General features: G+C 42.6%; 15 protein-coding genes. 2 read left to right on the forward strand and 13 right to left on the reverse strand.

Annotated elements, in window-relative coordinates:
- Positions 1–120 precede the first annotated feature (120 nt).
- Positions 121–1,791, reverse strand: coding sequence for a DAK2 domain-containing protein (locus AYR53_RS09870; RefSeq protein WP_068280440.1), 1,671 nt, complete (start codon positions 1,789–1,791; stop codon positions 121–123).
- 15 nt (positions 1,792–1,806) lie between these two features.
- Positions 1,807–2,169 carry an Asp23/Gls24 family envelope stress response protein gene (locus tag AYR53_RS09875; RefSeq protein ID WP_068223889.1) on the reverse strand — a complete coding sequence of 121 codons (363 nt, stop codon included), beginning with the start codon at positions 2,167–2,169 and terminating at the stop codon, positions 1,807–1,809.
- A gap of 275 nt (positions 2,170–2,444) precedes the next feature.
- Here AYR53_RS09875 and AYR53_RS09880 point away from each other — a divergent pair, with 275 nt between their 5' ends.
- On the forward strand, positions 2,445–2,903 hold the full coding sequence (locus tag AYR53_RS09880) for a universal stress protein (protein ID WP_068280436.1): 459 nt from the start codon (positions 2,445–2,447) through the stop codon (positions 2,901–2,903).
- A gap of 126 nt (positions 2,904–3,029) precedes the next feature.
- Entirely contained in the window at positions 3,030–3,215 is a 186-nt protein-coding gene (rpmB, locus tag AYR53_RS09885) for a 50S ribosomal protein L28 (protein WP_068223881.1), read from the forward strand.
- 59 nt (positions 3,216–3,274) lie between these two features.
- Here rpmB and AYR53_RS09890 read toward each other — a convergent pair whose 3' ends face one another.
- From AYR53_RS09890 to gmk, 11 genes are all read right to left on the reverse strand, one after another.
- Positions 3,275–3,937 carry a thiamine diphosphokinase gene (locus tag AYR53_RS09890; protein WP_068280433.1) on the reverse strand — a complete coding sequence of 221 codons (663 nt, stop codon included), beginning with the start codon at positions 3,935–3,937 and terminating at the stop codon, positions 3,275–3,277.
- Positions 3,924–4,592, reverse strand: a complete 669-nt coding sequence (gene rpe, locus AYR53_RS09895; protein WP_068280430.1) for a ribulose-phosphate 3-epimerase — start codon at positions 4,590–4,592, stop codon at positions 3,924–3,926. Before rpe ends, AYR53_RS09890 begins: the two co-directional genes overlap by 14 nt.
- Positions 4,592–5,494, reverse strand: a complete 903-nt coding sequence (rsgA, locus tag AYR53_RS09900) for a ribosome small subunit-dependent GTPase A (RefSeq protein WP_068280426.1) — start codon at positions 5,492–5,494, stop codon at positions 4,592–4,594. Before rsgA ends, rpe begins: the two co-directional genes overlap by 1 nt.
- Positions 5,495–5,655: 161 nt before the next feature.
- Entirely contained in the window at positions 5,656–7,617 is a 1,962-nt protein-coding gene (pknB, locus tag AYR53_RS09905; RefSeq protein WP_068223870.1) for a Stk1 family PASTA domain-containing Ser/Thr kinase, read from the reverse strand.
- A complete protein-coding gene (locus tag AYR53_RS09910; protein WP_068280423.1) occupies positions 7,614–8,360 on the reverse strand; it encodes a Stp1/IreP family PP2C-type Ser/Thr phosphatase in 747 nt (248 codons plus the stop codon). The genes pknB and AYR53_RS09910 overlap by 4 nt, the downstream gene beginning before the upstream one ends.
- Before the next feature lie 5 nt (positions 8,361–8,365).
- The gene (gene rsmB, locus AYR53_RS09915) at positions 8,366–9,718 is read right to left on the reverse strand and encodes a 16S rRNA (cytosine(967)-C(5))-methyltransferase RsmB (RefSeq protein ID WP_068223864.1); all 1,353 of its coding nucleotides are present in this window, start codon (positions 9,716–9,718) and stop codon (positions 8,366–8,368) included.
- A complete protein-coding gene (fmt, locus tag AYR53_RS09920; protein WP_068223859.1) occupies positions 9,708–10,658 on the reverse strand; it encodes a methionyl-tRNA formyltransferase in 951 nt (316 codons plus the stop codon). The genes rsmB and fmt overlap by 11 nt, the downstream gene beginning before the upstream one ends.
- 84 nt (positions 10,659–10,742) lie before the next feature.
- Positions 10,743–13,154 (reverse strand): primosomal protein N', encoded by a 2,412-nt coding sequence (priA, locus tag AYR53_RS09925; RefSeq protein ID WP_068280420.1) that lies wholly within the window; start codon positions 13,152–13,154, stop codon positions 10,743–10,745.
- Between the two features lie 24 nt (positions 13,155–13,178).
- Positions 13,179–14,381 (reverse strand): bifunctional phosphopantothenoylcysteine decarboxylase/phosphopantothenate--cysteine ligase CoaBC, encoded by a 1,203-nt coding sequence (gene coaBC, locus AYR53_RS09930; RefSeq protein WP_068280417.1) that lies wholly within the window; start codon positions 14,379–14,381, stop codon positions 13,179–13,181.
- A 432-nt stretch (positions 14,382–14,813) separates the two neighbouring features.
- A complete protein-coding gene (rpoZ, locus tag AYR53_RS09935) occupies positions 14,814–15,068 on the reverse strand; it encodes a DNA-directed RNA polymerase subunit omega (protein ID WP_068223851.1) in 255 nt (84 codons plus the stop codon).
- Complete coding sequence (gmk, locus tag AYR53_RS09940; protein WP_068223850.1) at positions 15,065–15,688, reverse strand: guanylate kinase; 624 nt, start codon at positions 15,686–15,688, stop codon at positions 15,065–15,067. The genes rpoZ and gmk overlap by 4 nt, the downstream gene beginning before the upstream one ends.
- Between the last annotated feature and the right edge of the window lie 55 nt (positions 15,689–15,743).

A 15,743-nucleotide genomic window follows, 5' to 3' on the forward strand; every position in this document is an offset into this window, starting at 1 on the left:
TATTTTCTCCTCTCTCCAAACAAAAACATGGGTCAAAAGACAATTAGTTTCTTGAATAAGCATCACTTAATCATCCAGAAATGTCCTTTAACCCACCATAACTTAACTATAAAAATTTAATTATTCCACCGAAACTAAATATGGATAAACAGGCTGCCCACCATCGTGGATTTCCACTTCGATATCTTCATTAGCTTCCGTTATTTGATCAGCAATGGCCTGAGCTTCTTGTTTTGTACCACCTTCACCAACAAGAAGTGTCACAATTTCACTATCTTCATTTAACATGGCCTGAATCATTTTTTGAGCGGCCTGCTGCCGATCGGGCTCTGAAATCTTGATCTTACCATCAATAATGCCCATAAAATCATCTTTATGAATTTCAAGCCCGTCAATTGTGGTATCGCGAATAGCCTTCGTCACTTGACCACTGATCACATCGGCCAAACTGGATTGCATATTAGTTTGATTCGTTTTTAGATCATCACCAGGATTGAAAGCAAGTAGTGATGTCATTCCTTGGGAAATTGTTTTACTTGGCACAATTTCGACGGGAATTTCAACGACCTTTGCTGCTTCCTGAGCCGCTAATAAAATGTTTCCATTATTTGGCAACACCAAAACTCGCTTAGCGTTAGCCTGTTTGATGGCCGCCACAATATCAGCCGTACTAGGATTCATTGTTTGACCACCGCTCAAAATAACCGTGGCACCAAGACTCTTAAAGAGATCACCAACGCCTTTACCAGAAACGATTGCAACAATTCCGTAATCAACTGGCTCAGCAGGTTCATTCTTTTCTTCTTCATCGTGTTCCAAAATTGTTTCGTGCTGTAGGCGCATGTTATCAATCTTAATCTTCATCATTGAGCCAAACTGGTGGCCGTAATTTAACACCGTTCCCGGATGCTCAGTGTGAACGTGGACCTTAACAACCTCTTCATCATTAACAACTAATAATGAATTACCTAAGGCATCTAAATAATTGCGAAAATCGTCATAGTTAAACTGCTTGGTTGCACCATCTTGACCTAAGCCAACCATCATTTCAGTACAATAGCCGTACTCAATGTCATCGGTAGCAATCTGACTCTGAACGCTCTGATGATGCATGGCGTTAACCATCTCATCCATTTCACTTTCATCAGGGGTATAAACATCCTCGTTTTCTGCATCACCGGAGAGCCCTTCCAAAAAGCCCTCATACACAAATACAAGCCCCTGGCCACCAGAATCAACCACACCAACTTCTTTTAAAACTGGCAATAAATCAGGTGTTTTAGCTAAAGATTCCTTAGCAGCAATGACCACCGCCCGCATAACTTCGGTAGCATCATCGGTTGTTTTAACGGTCTTATTTGCGGCCCGCGCGGCTTCACGAGCAACTGTTAGAATTGTCCCTTCGACTGGCTTCATTACAGCCTTATAGGCCGTCTCGACACCACTCATCAAGGCTTGGGTCAAATCTTGTGCGCTAAGCGTTGATTTGCCAGCCACACTTTTAGCAAAGCCACGGAAAAGCTGTGATGTAATGACACCAGAATTACCACGAGCGCCCATTAAAAGCCCCTTAGCAAGCGCCTGGGCAAGATCACCAACAGTTGTTACCTTAGCCTCATTAACCGCCTTAGCCCCACTGCCAAATGACAAACTCATATTTGTTCCAGTGTCACCATCAGGAACGGGAAAAACATTTAGTGAGTTAACAAAATCAGCATTCTTATTTAAACGGTGGGAGCCGATCCGCACCATATCTTGAAATTTTTCTGCTCTTATTTCAGTTACTTCCAAAACAGATCCTCCTCATTAATCGGCTAACACCCGGACACCTTGAACAAAAACATTCACGGAATTTGCCGAAACACCGAGCATTGTTTCTAAATTATACTTCACTTTATCTTGGACATTACGACAAACTTCTGAAATTTTAGTGCCATAACCAACAATAATGTAGACGTCAATTGCAACGCCATTTTCTTCTTGGCGAACAACAACCCCACGTGCGTAGTTTTCTTTTCTTAAAATATCATTTAAATTATCACGAATTTGATTTTTACTGGCCATACCGATAATGCCGTACACATCCGTTGCAGCACCACCAACAACCGTTGCAATGACCGTATTGGAAATATCAATCGTCCCGTATTGGGTCTTAATTCGAACAGCCATACTAAGTAACCTCCTTGAAAAACAATCTACACGATATTCTATCATAGCCCCCGTTTAAATAAAAGTCAGCCTGTTTTCAACAACGCCGAATTTGAACGGGCAAACGGGCCATATTTGCAAATTACCTTACCAGTACTTTGCAGCTTAATTTAGCAGAAACGTGTTAAAAAAGCAAAAACGGCATCTTTTTAAGCACTTCCTAGCTTTATGCTGTCATCACACAAAGGCAAGCGGTATACTAACTTTAAGGTTTGAATTAGATGGGAGTGGTGACAATGGCACAGGCTTACCAAAATATTCTTGTTGCAATTGATGGATCAAAACAAGCACATAATGCTTTCTTACAAGCACTGCAAACTGCCCGCACAAATTACGGACATATCTTCTTACTGACAGTTCTCGATATTTGGAACGAGGACTACCACTATGATTTTAAAAAGAGTGAAGAGCGTGATAATTATACTGATCGACTAGTTAAAAAAACACAAAAGCAACTAAATGGTTTAAAAGAAGAAGCCGCAAACTATGGCTTCACTGATCTCGACATTCATATTCGCTTTGGCAATCCTAAGACGGTCATTGCCCATGACTTTACCATTGATCATGCCGTTGATCTCATTCTGCTAGGCCCAACTGGTAAGGGTGTTGTTGCCCGGGCTCTAGTTGGTTCAACGGCAAGTTACGTTGTCCGTTCTGCAAGCTGTGATGTTCTCATTTCACATTTTGGCAATTAGCTAAGGTGCTGTCAAGCAAAATTACTTGAAAGAAATCTATTGCAATCATGGTCGGATTATGCTAAATTTATTCAAGTAAGTGTTTAATGAATAACCTTAAAAAGTTTCGGTAAAGGAGGCAATCTCATGGCAAAAGACTTTTTAACCGGACAAGGTACTAACTTCGGTAACAAACGTTCGCATGCGTTGAACCATAGCCGGCGTAACTGGAAACCTAATTTACAAAAAGTACGTATTTTAGTAGATGGTAAACCAAAACGCGTTTGGGTATCTGCACGTACTTTGAAATCTGGTAAAGTAACTCGCGTTTAAGCGATTAAAAAAAGAGTTGGGGGAAATCCCAACTCTTTTTTTATTGTCGTAAAAATACCTTAGTTTGCTTCATCCGAACTTTGAATAACACAAACAACCCCACTGCGAAACGAAAAGGTTGCCGAACGTTTTGTGAATTGATTGCTGGCGTACATAATTGGTTGCGCTACGTCCGCGTCCCGTAAGTGATATTTAGTGTCATACAACGTGAGACCCTTTACTGCCGTCAACGGCCCGAAACCTAAATAATGCTTATCAGGATCGCTAACAATTGAATGGACCCCTGGATTAAAAAAGCGAAAATTATTTTGCTTATCCACTAATTTAATTCGTTCAATAAACGGCAAAAATCGTGCCTCCAAAAGCATAAACAGATTATCAAGAAAATGATCTAACCGTCCGCCCGTCGCGCCGTAGATTACCACTTGTTGTGCGTGAAATTCCTGTAAGGCGAGTACCAGGGCCAATTCAGTATCGGTATCATCTTTATCAGTAACTGCTGTTCGAATATCCGCCACTTGCGCCTGAACCTGATCAAATTCCCGGGGAGAAAGCGAGTCGTAGTCCCCCACCGCAATTTTAGGGATGATCCCCAAACGTAACAGGCGTAAAGTTCCCCGATCAGCACTAAGCCACTTTCCGGGAATCGCTAAGGGATTTTCCGTCAACTCTTGCGGCCATAAATCAGTTGGCCCACCAACCAATAAATTAATCCGCGTCATAGATGGCCACATTATTTTTTAAAGTTTGCAAACGAGCGGCAGGATCGGCGGCCTCGTAGATGTAAGAGCCAGCGACGAAAACATCGGCACCTGCGGCCGCGCAAGTCTTGATCGTTTCTGCATTAATACCGCCATCAACTTCAATGTCAAAGTGATATTTATCATTCGTTTGCCGTAATTGATCTAGGCGCTTAACTTTAGCCAGCATATCTGGTAAAAACTTTTGCCCACCAAAACCAGGATTCACGGTCATGACCAGTACCTGATCAACTAGCGGGAAAACATTCTTAATCAATTCAAGCGGTGTCCCCGGGTTAACAACCACTCCAGCTTTTAAGCCAGCTTCTTTAGTCATTTGAATTGCCCGGTAATAATGGGGCGTACTTTCCACGTGAATGGTTAATAAATCAGCGCCAGCCTGCGCAAAGTCCTTGATGTAGTTTTCTGGGTGCTCAATCATTAAATGGCAGTCCAAGGTTAACTTGGTGACTGGACGTAAAGCAGCAACGACACTAGGGCCAAACGTAATGTTGGGGACAAAATGACCATCCATCACGTCAACGTGCAAGTAATCGGCGCCAGCGTTTTCAACCAATTTCACATCATGTGCCAAATTTGCAAAATCAGCACTTAAAATTGAAGGTGCAATTTTCATCAATATTTTCCTCCCTTACCGTACTTAGGTTTTTCAGCTTTTTTTTCTTCACGAAATTGCAAGTAGTTTTCATAACGGCTTTTTAAAATTGTTCCTGCTTCAACCTGGCGTTTAACTTCACAGCCTGGTTCTTTATCGTGCTGACATTCACGAAACTTACATAGTGGTGCTGCCTGCATAAATTCTGGGAAAAGTCGGCCTAACTCCTCCAAATCAATTTCAGCCAAGTTTAGTGCCGAAAATCCTGGTGTATCAGCTACTAGGCCGCCAAATAAGGGTAACAATTCAACGTGGCGCGTGGTATGTTTCCCCCGGGAGAGGCTTTCAGAAACGGCCGCCGTTTTTAAATTTAAATCTGGTGATATGTGGTTCAACAGGGTTGATTTGCCAGCACCTGATTGTCCTGTAAAAACAGTCAACTTATCCTTAAAATGGGCTGTCAATTCGGCGACACTTGTTTTAGCGTACGGTTCTTTCGCCACTAAAGTTGGGTAACCTAACTGCCGGTAATAAGCCAGCGTTGTTTGTAATTCCTGATAACGCGCCGGCGAAAGTAAATCGGTTTTGGTCAAATAAATAATTGGCTTAATACCGTTAGCCTCTAAAGTAATTAGAAAGCGGTCCAATAAATTACTTGAAAAATCAGGCTTCACCGCCGAGGTCACCACGACCGCCTGATCAATATTAGCAACTGGTGGACGCACTAACTGATTTTTTCGCGGTAAAAGTTCTAGAACGTAACCTTCATTTAAGTTGGTGCTTTCAAAACGAACGTAATCACCGACAAGTGGCGTTAAACCACGCTTGCGAAAATTGCCCCGGCCCCGCGTTTGAAACGTCTGTTGATCAGCGTAAACATAATAAAAACCGCTTAACGCCTTGCGAATTTGTCCTGTGGTCAAACTGTAACCTCCCTTTATTTAAAAAAGAGGCCGTTTCCGACCCCTCACAGGTAAACGGATTTACATCTAAAAAGCAGTTTCTCCACTTAATTAATACTTGCCCAATTACGGAGTAGAAATTAAACGCTCTTTAGATACTTTCTAGTTTACCAAAGTTTAACCTATTTCGTTACATTATTGTTTTCACTTACCGTAGTCCCATCCCGAACAACTCGGTACTGACCGCTAGCCTCAGGTTTCAGCGTAAATGGTAATTTAAAAGTTGTTGTTTTAGTCATAACTGATTGCTGGTATACCGTTCCAATGTCGTGTGCATCATCGCCGATATAAATAACAACCTGATTACTACTACCAGTGCTTTTATCGTAAGGAACAGTGACTTTTTCGGTAAAGCTGATGTCATTTGCAGGTTTTTGGCCTCGCGAAATTGTTACGATTAACTGATCTCCTGGCTGAGCATACTTACCAGCAACTGGCTTTTGAGCCATAACCGCACCGGAACGAACTGAGTCAGAGAAGGCCGTCTTAAGCGTTAAATCAAGTCCCATACTACTGGCGTATTCTTGTGCGCTAGCCTGTGACCAATTAATCAAATTACTTAACCCAAAAGCCCCCTGTCCAGCACTAACCGTCAGCCTAACCGTTGTTTTTTCTGGTACAACATGGCTGCCGGCGGTAACGTTTTGGGTCATCACCACACCCTTGGCTGTAGCAGTAGAAGCGGTCACTGTTTGCTTAACTCGAAAACCTTTTTTTCGTAACTCTTTTGCCGCCGCCGAATAGGATTGTCCTGTGTAATCAACTACCCGCACCTTCGCTTTTCCTTGGCTAATAACCAAGCTAACCCGACTATTTCGCTTTACGTGTCCCTTAGGTGTTGAACGAATCACCCTACCATTAGTGATTTTTTGATCAGTTTGCCGCGTTGTTCTGCCTAACTGTAAATTTTTAGCGGCCAATCTTTTTTGCGCCTGAGTTTGCGTTAGCCCGACAACGTTCGGAACTTGTGTACTCATCATTTCTTGGTAAGCATAAACACCGCCACCTAATAGAATTAAAATTATAATCGCCAACAAGGCTAGTAATAGCGGTGTTCGCCGCTTTTGTTTCTGTTGCTGTAAAGCCGCCTTAGTTGCCGAATTATCGACTGGTTTCTTTTCTTCAGTATGATGTTTCGCTGTGTACGTCGTGACGTCACCCTCATCTTTGGGCAACCGATCGTTCAACTGTGAAATCGGCGTGATCACTTTTGTTTCCTCTTGATCAATTTCAGGCTTAAACTTCGCTTCAGCCGCCCGATCTACATTCAAACTTGTTTTCAAATCAGCAGCCATTTCGGAAACGTCCGCGTAGCGTTCTATTGGAACTTTGGCCGTCGCCTTCAAGACAACATTCTCTAGTGATTGGGGAATATTATGATCAAATTCGCGAACGGAGGGAATTTGATTTTGAAAATGTTTTAAGGCGATACTGACAGCAGTTTCACCCTCGAAAGGAACCTTACTGGTTAACATTTCGTACAAAATAATGCCCAATGAATAAATATCGGAACGCTTGGTTGCAATACTGCCCCGAGCCTGTTCAGGTGACAAATAGTGAACCGAACCCAGCATTGAATTAGTCTGAGTAATTGAATTCTCCGACAAGGCCACCGCAATTCCAAAATCCGTAATTTTCACTTGACCAGTTTCATCAACTAAAATATTTTGCGGCTTTAAATCACGGTGAATTATTCCGTGGGCGTGGGCCTCACCAACCGCGGCCAAAATGGCCAACATCATTTTAATGACCTGGGGGTAAGCAATGGGAAAATTGCGGGCAATGTAACGTTTTAAGTCGGTTCCTTTAACGTATTCCATTACGATATACTGCATGCCACTATCTTCGCCAACGTCGTAAACCTCAACGATATTCGGGTGAACTAACTCAGTTGACGCTAATTCTTCCCGTTGAAAACGACGAATAGTGTCAGGATCGTTCTGCAAATCTAAACGCAGAATTTTAATGGCGACATCACGATCAAGAATTAAATCCCGCGCTAAATAAACGTTAGCCATCCCGCCTTCACCAATTGGCTTACGGATCTCGTAACGACCATCTATTTTATAGCCATCTTCCATCATCGGCTCTTCACCTCACGATCCTCAAAGAGTAGCAAGGCAGTAATATTATCTAATCCACCGGCCGCGTTCGCCTGTTTAATCAACTGATCACATTTTGCTTGTAGGCTAAGCTCACTTGCCAATACCGCCGTAATTTCATCATCACTGACCATGTTAGTCAGACCATCAGAACAGAGCAAAATATAATCACCGTACTGTGACTGCCGAACAGTCACATCCGCATCGGCCTCCGCAGAAACACCTAACGTTCGGGTAATAATATTTTTTTGCGGGTGATGGCGGGCGGCCTCTTTACTAATTTCCCCGTGCTTAACTAACTCATTAACCAAAGAATGATCTTCAGTCAATTGAGCTAACTTGCCGTTTCGGTATAAATAAGCACGACTATCCCCAATGTTGGCGATAATATATTCATTTTGAAAGTAAATAACGGCAACAAAAGTAGTTCCCATGCCACTAAGATCAGCGTACTGCTGGGATTTTGTTAAGATATGTTGATTTTCTTTTTGTAACTCCGTGACTAACCAAGAAACGATTGGTTCAACTTTTTTAAAGGTTGTTTGTTCAAAATCATATCCAATATGTAAAACGGCCATTGCCGAAGCAACGTCACCGCCTAAATGACCACCCATACCATCCGCAACAATCGCAAAATGAACGCCGGAGCGATTTTGATAAACACTGACATAATCCTCATTATTTGGTCGTTTTTGACCCACATCCGTCCGATAGGCAAACTTCATGAAAACTACCTCGTTTTTCGCTGTAGACAGCAGATAAAGAAACCATCCGTTCGGTAATCGTCTGGATAAAGCTTCATATATGGTTCCGTTTCAACCGTTAAGTCATAATCAGTTTTAACCGGAATTAAGTCAAATTCTGGGTGCTGCTGTCTAAATTTTTCAATAACCTGCTGATTTTCTTCATCAACAATTGTACACGTACTGTAGGTCAAAATACCACCGATTTTTACCTTCTTGGCAACACTATTTAAAATAGCCAATTGAATCTTTTTAAGGTTCTGTAAGTCGGCCTCACTACGAGCATACTTAATTTCAGGTTTACGCCGCAACAAGCCAAGCCCAGAACAAGGTGCATCAACCAAAATCCGATCAAACTGCTCATCAGCAAATTTACTGTGTACATCCCGCGCATCCATTGCCTGGGCCGAAACAACATCAGAAACGTGCAACCGATTAGCATTTTCTTCAATCAAACGAACCTTATTAGCGTGTAAATCCAAAGCAGTCACGTGACCGCCCGCCCCAGCATTTAGATAAGTTGCAATATGTGTGGTTTTCCCACCAGGCGCTGCACAAGCATCTAGAACTTGTTGATTCGGTTTAAGTTGCATACTAGCTGCCACCAACATGGAACTTTCGTCCTGTACTGTATACTGGCCAGCCTCAAAAGCGGCCGTCCCAGCAAAGAAACCACCTTGACTCACCAAACCAACGGGGGTTAAATGGCTTGGCTCTACCTGTAGATCAACCTCCGCCAATTCAGTTTGTAATTTTTCGGCGTTAGTCACCCGCGTATTAACCCGAATTGACGCTGTTGGTGGTTCGTTAATGTGTTCCAAAATTGCCAAGGTCTTCGCCTGGCCTAATTCCGTTTGTAGCTTCTTAACTAGCCAGACCGGCAAACTATATTTGATACTCATTTGTTCGTCAGCATCCGCTATTTCCGTAAGATCACGCAAACCAGTTCGTTGAATATTACGTAAAATGGCCGTCACCAAACCAGCAGTTCCCTGATTTCCACGATTTTTAGCAATTTCGGTTGCTTCATAAAAAATAGCCCGGTTAGGAATTTTATCTAGATAAGTCATTTGGTAAACGGAAAGCCGTAATACCTGCCGTACCCAGTGTTCTAACTGCTGTGGCTTTTTTATAAATGGTGCTAACCAATAATCTAAAGTTAGCCGGTGTTGAATAACCCCGTAAACTATATTAGTCAGTAAACCCGCATCACTTGAATTCAGGCGTACTCGATCAAGCACTTGATCGAGGGCAATATTTGCGTAACTACCCTCTTTTTCAACTCGCTCTAAGATATCCACTGCTAAATAACGTGGTGTTTGCTTTAATTTATTTGCCATCGAATAATTGTTGTCCTTCCTTAATACCATGCCCAATACCGTTTAAAAAGGCCGTTATTGGCATTCGTGCTTTACCTGCTGGCTGAATTTCATTAACGGCAAAGACACTTCCCGCCCCAGCAGCAAGCGTTAATTGGTGCTTTGTCACTGTAACAACACTTCCTGGTGCCTGGGTCGTTTTTTCTGCTAAAGGTGCCACCGACCATAATTTAGTTCGCTTACCTAACATCATAACATAAGCACCTGGTTCTGGACGCAAGGCCCGAACTTGGCAATCAATTTGGTGCGCCGTATTTTCTAAATTAATTTCTTCTTGCTCTGGTTTGATGTTTGGGGCAAAGGTTACTTTAGCAGAATCTTGAACTTGCGGCGTTATCTTCCCGGCCAGGAAATCTGGTAACGTCGTACGTAAAAGCCGTTCGCCCACTACACTAAGTTTGGCAAACAAACTACCACTATCATCCGTGGCTTCAATTGGTAAACGTTCCTGGCGTAAAATATCACCTGCATCCATCTTCATCACCATCTTCATAATGGTCACGCCGGTTTCTTTTTCACCGTTTAAAAGTGAATACTGAATCGGAGCACCACCGCGATATTTTGGTAACAACGAGGCGTGCACATTTAAGGCCGCAATTTTTGGTGCCGCAAGCACACTCTTAGGTAAAAATTGACCAAAAGCGGCCGTAACAATCAAATCTGGTGCCAGGTCAATAATTCGTTGTGCCTCGGGGCTACCGCTTAATTTTTCCGGCTGCAGTACCTCTAATTGATGTTCCAAAGCAACTCGTTTTACCGGGGATGGTGTCAGTACATGCTTCCGACCAACTGGGCGATCTGGTTGCGTGACAACGGCCAAAACTGCGTAACCTTGTTTTAGCAAACTTTCTAAAATTGGAGCCGAAAATTCTGGAGTACCCATAAATACAATTGACGTCAAATTTAACTCCTCCTTAATTCTTCAATGTTAATCTACACTTCACCCGGAAGTTTGTTCGTATGATCCGCTTTGCCATACTTCTTTTTAAATAAAACTCAGCGGCTCACGATCGATTGAGATCTGAATTCCCTTTTTGGTTTCCTGATTGTCTTGCATTATTTTTGTTAATTCAGCGTTTAGGTTGGGTTCATTTTTATATTTGATCACCATTTGGTAGTAATAACGCCGGTTAACTCGTGCAATGGCCCGTGGTGTTGGGCCTAAAATAATCGCTTTTTGGGATAAAACTGGTTTTAATTGATTCATTAATTGAAAAATTTTCTTTGCGGCCAAATTTTCTTCTTCATGGCTGGCCGTTAGCAAAATAGTGAAATAATAAGGCGGGTAATTGCCTTGATGCCGTAACGTCATTTCTCGCTTGTAAAAACCTTCGTAGTCATGATGCCGGGCCAATTGAATAGCGTAGTGTTCCGGATTATAAGTCTGTACAACTACTTCACCCTTCTTATCGGCCCGCCCAGCACGACCGCTGACCTGGGTTAATAACTGGAAAGTTCGTTCACTGGCCCGAAAATCAGGCAGACCCAAAGCCGTATCCGCATTTAAGACTCCAACTAAAGTGACATCAGGAAAATCAAGCCCTTTAGCGATCATCTGTGTTCCAAGTAAAATATCGGCATCATGCTGGCCAAACTGATTTAAGATTTTTTCATGGGCACCCTTGCGCCGAGTTGTGTCAATATCCATTCGTAAGATGCGGGCAGTTGGTAATAGTTCCTTTAGCTCCGCTTCAACTTTTTGGGTGCCGGTACCATAATAACGTATTTTATGACTGTGACAGTTTGCGCACACCTTGGGGATTGCTTCTTCGTGCCCACAATAATGGCATTTCATTGAATGGGTATCCATGTGTAACGTTAATGAAATATCACAATTAGGACATTTCAAAACAAAACCACAATCCCGGCACATCACGAATGACGAAAAGCCACGGCGATTAAGCATCAAAACACTTTGTTCATGTCTAATCAGCCGTTGCCGAATTTGCGTCAACATTAACTCAGAAAAATTACCTTCAGTTGTCTTCTTCAATTCATTTTTCATATCAACAACGGTTACTTCTGGCATAGGCCGATCATTCACTCGGTGTTTCAGGCGAATTAAGTGGTAAACGCCCTTTTGTGCACGCGCCCGGGATTCCAATGAAGGCGTTGCACTGCCTAAAATCACAGGGCAATTGTGATACTTGGCCCGCCATAAGGCCACATCCCGGGCATTGTACCGGGGCATATCATCTTGTTTATAACTTGTCTCATGTTCTTCGTCCATAATAATTACACCTAAATGACTTAACGGTGCAAAAACAGCCGATCGTGCTCCTACAACCACTTGGGCCTCTTGGCGCTCAATTCGGCGCCATTCATCGTAGCGCTCACCAGTCGACAAACCACTATGCAACATTGCCACTCGCTCACCAAAGCGGCCCTTAACGCGATTAACCATTTGGGGCGTTAAGGCAATTTCTGGAACTAACATTAACGCCGTTTTACCAAGCTTTAGCGCATCCTGAATCACTTGCAAATAGATTTCAGTTTTGCCACTCCCAGTTACACCTTCAACTAAGTAAACCTCGTTTTGGCTTTCTTTAACCGCTTGACTAATTTGTGTGACGGCGGCCGCTTGTTCTGCAGTTAAAACTCGTGGCCGTGTGTGTTCAACTGTATGGCCAGCGTAGGGATCACGGTATTGCTCAATCGCAACCTCCTTGAACCAGCCTTTCTTTGCTGCTGTCCGTAATGTCTCGCGTGATACCGCAACAGCCGCCAACACTTGCTGGTAGGCAATTGCCTCCGTTTGGCCTGCAACTGAGGTCAAATAAGCCAACAATAAAGCCTGCTTTTTGGCAGACTTGGTTAAATTGGCTTTTAATGCTTCACATTCGGCCACTGATTTAGTTGGCAACAATCCTTTAAGCATTTTTTTATGCGCACGATTATTAACGTGGTAAACAATTTCAACTTGCTGCTCTTTTTGTAACTGTAATAATTTATGGGCCGAAGTTAAATTAGTTGCCTCTGAAAAAGGAATTTCTTGTTTACCTTGAAATAATTCAGTCGCTAATTTAGGGTCAGCAGTTGGTTCCAGGCGAACCGTTTTTTCGTAGCTAGCCTTCATGACACTTGGCAACATGGTTTGTAAACAACTAATCCAAAAAGCAAACGTTGATTGGGCCAACCACTGCGACAATTGTAGTAATTCATGGTTGAGCACTGGCCGCAAATCAACTACCGCAACGATTTCTTTTAAAGTACCTTCAAAAGAACTTTGATCGGTAATCGCAACAACGAAACCTTGCAACTGACGTTTACCGAAAGGAACGACAACTCGCATTCCGGGACTGATTTGCTTGGTTAAACTAGCTGGAATTGCGTAATCAAAAGGTCGATTAGTCTGCATTGTCGGAACATCCACAATTACCTCTGCTATTTGCGTCACCATTGGCCCTCCTCTCGTTTAGATCTAATTTAACTTCAAATCTTCTACTGCTTGTGCCAAAATCTCCCGGGCAATAACATGTTTATCTGCTAACGGCAAATCAAGCGGCCCTTGATTTGGTCGGAAAATAGTCACTTTATTCGTACTAACGTTAAAACCTGCATTACGATTGGAAACATCGTTGGCAACGATCATATTTGCTTTTTTGGCAGTTAATTTTCCTTGGGCATATTCAGCAATATTCTGCGTTTCTGCAGCAAAACCAATTAAGTATTGTTGTTGTTTATTCTGCCCAAGTGTCGCCAAAATATCCGGCGTTTTTTCTAATTCTAAAGTTAAAGTTACCGCCGTTTTCTTTATTTTTTCTTTAGCAACCTGTTTAGGCCGATAATCCGAAACGGCTGCGGCCATAATAACAATTGCGGCCGTTTTAAACTGTGCCTGAACCGCCTGACTCATTTGTGCCGCAGTTTCCACCGAAATAAGCATTATTCCAGTTGGTGCACTTAGATTTGTCTTTGCACTAATTAAGATTACTTCAGCCCCCAGATCACGCGCAGCTTCCGCCAAGGCATAACCCATTTTACCGGATGAATCATTCCCAATAAAACGAACTGGATCTAACCGTTCACGGGTCCCTCCAGCCGTAATAATAACTTTTTTACCCTGCAATGGTAATTGTTGTGGATTAGATTTATGCGCAACGTAGTCCGCAATTTCATGCGGCTCTGGCAAGCGTCCCTTACCAGAGTAACCTTCAGCAAGAAAACCGACGGCTGGATCAATCACATCAAACCCATCCTGCTGCAATTGGGCCAAATTACGGGCTACCGCCGAATTTGCCAACATATGCACGTTCATTGCTGGTGCAATATATTTTGGCGCAACCGTAGCCAATAATGCAGTTGTTACAAAATCGTCCGCAATCCCATTGGCTAATTTACCAATAACATCTGCTGTAGCCGGTGCAATGATCGCGATATCCGTCCAATCAGCCAAAGCAATATGAGCCACCTCAGCCGCATCTTCTTGTTTAAAACGATCCGTATAAACAACGTGTTTACTCAACACTTGAAAGGTGAGTGGAGTTACAAAAGCGGTTGCTCCCTCGGTTTCGGCCACACGAACTTCTGCGCCACGGCGAATTAATTCTCGCACTAAAGAAGCCGCCTTATAAGCTGCAATTCCACCGGTAACGTATAACGCAATATGTTTTCCTGCTAACAATTGTAGTTCCTCCACTTCTTCATCGATCAACTTAGACTACGTTTAGGTTAGTTTTTCCTTGTTTAGTGCAAGCGTGTTTGAAAAAAACGTTTGCTAGTATCTTCTGAACTAATTTAGTGTAAACCCGTGAAAAAAACTGCCTACAGTTACCTGGTTTCAACTTGGCGAGTTTTGCCATAGTTGAATGGACAACAAATGGCACAGTAAGCTGGTTAGCGTTTTGAGCCGCGACTCGGACCTTATTTTTTCTTAGTCCGATCGACAACGTCAGCGAAGCTAGTAATAAGTCTCAATTGCGAAATAGAATCTGAACGCTTTTTCAAAGACTCCCAAATTCCACTGCCTATAATTGTAGCAGAAAACAACTAAAATAGCTTTGCGCCTGCCACAAAAAAAGGACAGGAATTTTCCTGACCTTCAAGTTGATATTAATTATTTATCGTGCTTATTTTCTTCGTCAATTGCTTCTGCTTCCCGTTCAGTCATTTGTGAAGCCGGATCAATGATAACGTCACCTTCGGCAATTTCTTCTAAGGCTTGGCCCACCGTTTGTGGTGACCGATATTCCGGTAGCATCTTTAAAGCACCAGCTTCAATTTCATGGGCACGCTTAGCCGCTAAAACTGCCAACGAATAACGTGAATCAACTTTTTCCAATAATTTATCAATTGAGGGATATAAAATCATTTTTCAACCGCTCCAATCATTTTTTCATATTGCGTCATAACTCGTTTTACACGCAAATGTTCACTTTCAATAATATTCTCAATTCGTTTAACCGCAAGGAAAACTCGGTCGTTAACTACGGCATAATCGTATTGCTGCATCATTTTAATCTCTTCCACAGCCTTAACCATCCGTTTATTAATTGTTTGGCTATCTTCAGAGCCACGTCCCTTAATTCGTTCTTTGAGAGAAGATAAATCAGGTGGTGTTAGGAAAATAAAAACACCGTCTGGACATTTTTCACGAACCTGCATTGCACCGTTGACTTCAATTTCTAAAAAAACATCCTTACCAGAGTCCAACGTTTGATTAACGTACTTCAACGGTGTCCCGTAATAATGATCGACGTATTGAGCATACTCGAGCATGCCGTCAGTCGCAATCTCGTGTTTAAACTCCTGCTCACTACGAAAATAATAGTCCACGCCATCAACTTCTCCAGGTCGTGGCTTTCGGGTTGTCATCGACACTGAGTAGACAAAATCTCGTTTCTTATTATCACGAAACATTGCCTTACGAACAGTTCCTTTACCAACGCCCGATGGCCCAGACAGCACAATTAACATTCCACGCGTTGCCATTAGCTTACTTCTCCTTCTTCCTTAAACGTATTAAATTTCATTTTGCACTTTTTTT

It is taken from the genome of Loigolactobacillus backii, assembly GCF_001663675.1.
Classification (GTDB): Bacteria; Bacillota; Bacilli; order Lactobacillales; family Lactobacillaceae; genus Loigolactobacillus; species Loigolactobacillus backii.